The organism is Streptomyces sp. SID486 (genome assembly GCF_009865385.1).
Classification (GTDB): domain Bacteria; phylum Actinomycetota; class Actinomycetes; order Streptomycetales; family Streptomycetaceae; genus Streptomyces.
Genome location: NZ_WWJT01000502.1, coordinates 1 through 3,196, shown reverse-complemented (window position 1 = coordinate 3,196; position 3,196 = coordinate 1). Strand labels below are relative to the sequence as shown.

Genomic DNA, 3,196 nt, shown 5'->3' with positions numbered 1-3,196 from the left:
CCCGGCGTCACCCACCGTCCGCACGAGCGTCGGCCCCGGCGTCACCCACCGTCCGCACGAGCGTCGGCCCCGGCATCAACTACCGTCTGCACGAGCAGGTTTCGCAGAAGACACGTTCCAGCGAGGGGGACACATGGTCGACCCGTCCGACGCAAGGCACTCATCGTGGCTGCGCGGTTTCCACGAGGCGAAGCCGGGCACGCCGCGGCTGCTGTGCCTGCCGCACGCCGGCGGCTCCGCGTCCTTCTTCTTCGCGTTCTCCAAGGCGCTGTCACCGGCGGTGGACGTCCGCGCCGTGCAGTACCCGGGCCGCCAGGACCGCATCGCGGAGCCCCCGGCGGACTCCGTGCAGGAACTCGCCCACGGGGTGTTCCGTGCGCTGGACGAGCGGGACGAGACGCCTCTGGCGCTGTTCGGGCACAGCATGGGATCCCTGGTGGCCTTCGAACTGGCCCGGCTCCTGGAGACCGCCGGGCGGCCCCCCGCGGTGCTGTTCCTCTCCGGCCGGCGGGGCCCGTCCGTCGAGCGGTTCGAGAACGTCCACCAGGGTGACGACGCGCAGCTGATCGAGGAGGTGATCAAGCTCGACGGCACCGACTCCGCCCTGCTCCGGGACGAGGATCTGCTGCAGATGATCCTGCCCGCGCTTCGGGCCGACTACCGTGCGGTGGAGACCTACCGGCGCACCCCCGGGCCGCTGCTGCGCAGCCCCTTCGTGGTCCTGACCGGCGACGCCGACCCCCGGGTGACCCCCGACGAGGCCCGCACCTGGTCCCAGGAGACCGACGGCCCGTCCGAAGTGCATGTGTATCCCGGGGGACACTTCTATCTGGTGCCCGAGCAGCGGGCCGTACTCGACCGAGTCGAGGCCACGCTACGACGGCTCGCTCCAGGCGGCGGGGCGGCGGCCTGAACCGGTCCGCGACGCCGGCTGCGGGGAGCCGTTGAACACGACGGCGCATTGCAGTCGACGGCGCGTCGAATGCGGCGCTGCGTCGAGTGCGGCGGTGTGCCGAGTGCGGCGGTGTGCCGCATGCGTCCGGCCGGGGTGGGCGTGGGCGGCACCGGTGCACCGGTGCCGCCCCGGCGGCGTGCGTCAGCCGAGAACCTTGGCGGACTCGATGACGACGGACTCGGTGGGGACGTCCTGGTGACCGTGGCGGGTGCCCGTCTTGATGCCCTTGATGGAGTCGACGACATCCTGGCCCTCGGTGACCCGGCCGAAGACGGCGTAACCCCAGCCGTTCGGGTTCTTCCCCGAGAAGTTCAGGAAGGCGTTGTCCGAAACGTTGATGAAGAACTGGGCCGTCGCGGAGTGCGGGTCGCCCGTGCGGGCCATGGCCACGGTGTAGTTGTTGTTCTTCAGCCCGTTGTCGGCCTCATTCTGGATGGGCGCCTGGGTGGGCTTCTGGTCCATGTCCGGGGTGAAACCGCCGCCCTGGATCATAAAGCCGTTAATTACCCGGTGGAAAATCGTGCCGTCGTAGTGGCCACTGCGCACGTACGACAGGAAGTTCTCGACGGTCTTGGGCGCCTCGGCGTCGTTGAGTTCCAGCACGATCCGACCGAAGTTGGTGTTCAGCTCGACTGTCGACATTCAAATCTCCTTATTCCGGTGGGGCATGCCCACGCTACGGTAACGGCCCTGGCGGCCGTTCCCCGGTGCGGCCGAGGTCCACGCCGGTCCGACGGCTCGAGCGCACCATGGAATATACGACCACAGGGGGCACACCCGACGTCGCGGCGCCCCGGGGTTCGAACGGCCATCCGGGTCACGGCCGACTCGTACAAGCAGTCCGGCGGCGCTTATCACCGCCATTCCCGGGGCAGCGGAAGGGCGGTCCCGGCCCACCCGGCCGGGCGCCGGGAGCGACGGCGGCGCCCAGGGGTACGGCGGCGCCCAGGGGTACGGCGGCGCCACCCACGCACCGGCCGTCGGCCCGGCTCTCAGGACGTCCGGGCCGGGTCGCCCGGGGGCGGGGGGAGCGGGGGGAGCGCCAGGTGCGCGAGGTCGGCAGGCGGCGGTGTGGTCACCGGCCACAGCGGAGTGGCGTCACCGTCGGCGAGCGCGGCCGGCGCGTCGGTGAGATTCATACGCTCCCGCAGCCGCCCGTAGAAGTCCGTGGGACCGAGCCTGACCGCCTTCAGCCGGCGTGCGGCGGCGTACACCCCGATCCAGTCCCCGGGGCTCAGCACTCCGCGCAGCTGGCCGTCGATGCTGACCGCGGCCTGGCCGGACCCCTGGAGCACGCGCAGCGCGACGGGCTCGTCCGGCGCCGCCACGACCGAGCGGTTGAACACCATGTGCGGTGCGACCGGTGTGAACACCAGGCCCTCCGCCCGGGGCGAGACCACCGGGCCGCCCGCGGCGAAGCTGTACGCCGTCGACCCCGTGGGCGTGGCGACGAGCAGGGCGTCGGCCGAGTAGCAGGCCAGGAGCCGGCCGGCCAGGTAGACCGCGACCGACACCTGCCGGTCCCGGGACAGCTTCTCCAGGACCACGTCGTTCAGCGCGGCGACGTCGAGCGCGACACCCCAGTCACTGCCCGCCACGCAGTCCGTGCGCACCCTGGGCGGCGGCAGCATCGGCCCGCGGCCGTACCGCAGCAGCGCTTCCATCCGTGCGGGCACCTCCAGCCGGCACGACGCCCGCATGGTGAGAAGCATCCGGCTCTCGACGCTGATCCGTTCCTCCCGTACGGCGTCCAGCGCCTCGCGCACCTCCGGGGCGGGTACCTCCGTCAGGAAGCCGACCCGGCCCAGGTCGACACCGAGCACCATGGCGTCGTTCTCGGCCGCCAGCCGGGCGCCGCGCAGGAACGTGCCGTCGCCGCCCAGGGTGACGATGAGGTCCGGGTCGCCCGCGCTGTCGACCTCCTCGCGGGCACTGTGCCGTGCGCCCTCCTGCCACACGTCGATGTCCGCGCAGCCCACCGCGTGCTCGGCGCACCACGCGCGAACCGTCCGCGCGGCGGCCACCGCCTCGGCGCGTCCGCCGTGCACGACCAGGCCGACACGGTTCACCGTCATACCCGTACACCCGCCTCCCACTCCGCTCCTGCCGAGCGTCATCCTCGCCGCGGACGGAACCGGCTCGCCGCACGCCACGCCGCCGGGAGCCGAGGCACGGCATCCTGCACCCGGACGGAGCGCCCACGCGCCCCCCCCGCGTCCCCACACGCTCGCGCCCCCCGAC

General features: G+C 72.5%; 3 protein-coding genes. 1 reads left to right on the top strand and 2 read right to left on the bottom strand.

All coding sequences use genetic code 11. The features are described from left to right. Positions 1-133: 133 nt before the first annotated feature. Positions 134-913, top strand: a complete 780-nt coding sequence (locus tag GT045_RS23480; protein WP_161335341.1) for an alpha/beta fold hydrolase — start codon at positions 134-136, stop codon at positions 911-913. Between the two features lie 183 nt (positions 914-1,096). On the opposite strand, the gene GT045_RS23475 is transcribed toward GT045_RS23480, so the two are convergent. Both GT045_RS23475 and GT045_RS23470 read right to left on the bottom strand, forming a co-directional pair. Continuing rightward, entirely contained in the window at positions 1,097-1,597 is a 501-nt protein-coding gene (locus tag GT045_RS23475) for a peptidylprolyl isomerase (RefSeq protein WP_161290966.1), read from the bottom strand. Between the two features lie 350 nt (positions 1,598-1,947). Beyond that, positions 1,948-3,030: an NAD(+)/NADH kinase gene (locus GT045_RS23470; protein WP_161293279.1), complete on the bottom strand. Its 1,083-nt coding sequence runs from the start codon at positions 3,028-3,030 to the stop codon at positions 1,948-1,950. Positions 3,031-3,196: the final 166 nt, after the last annotated feature.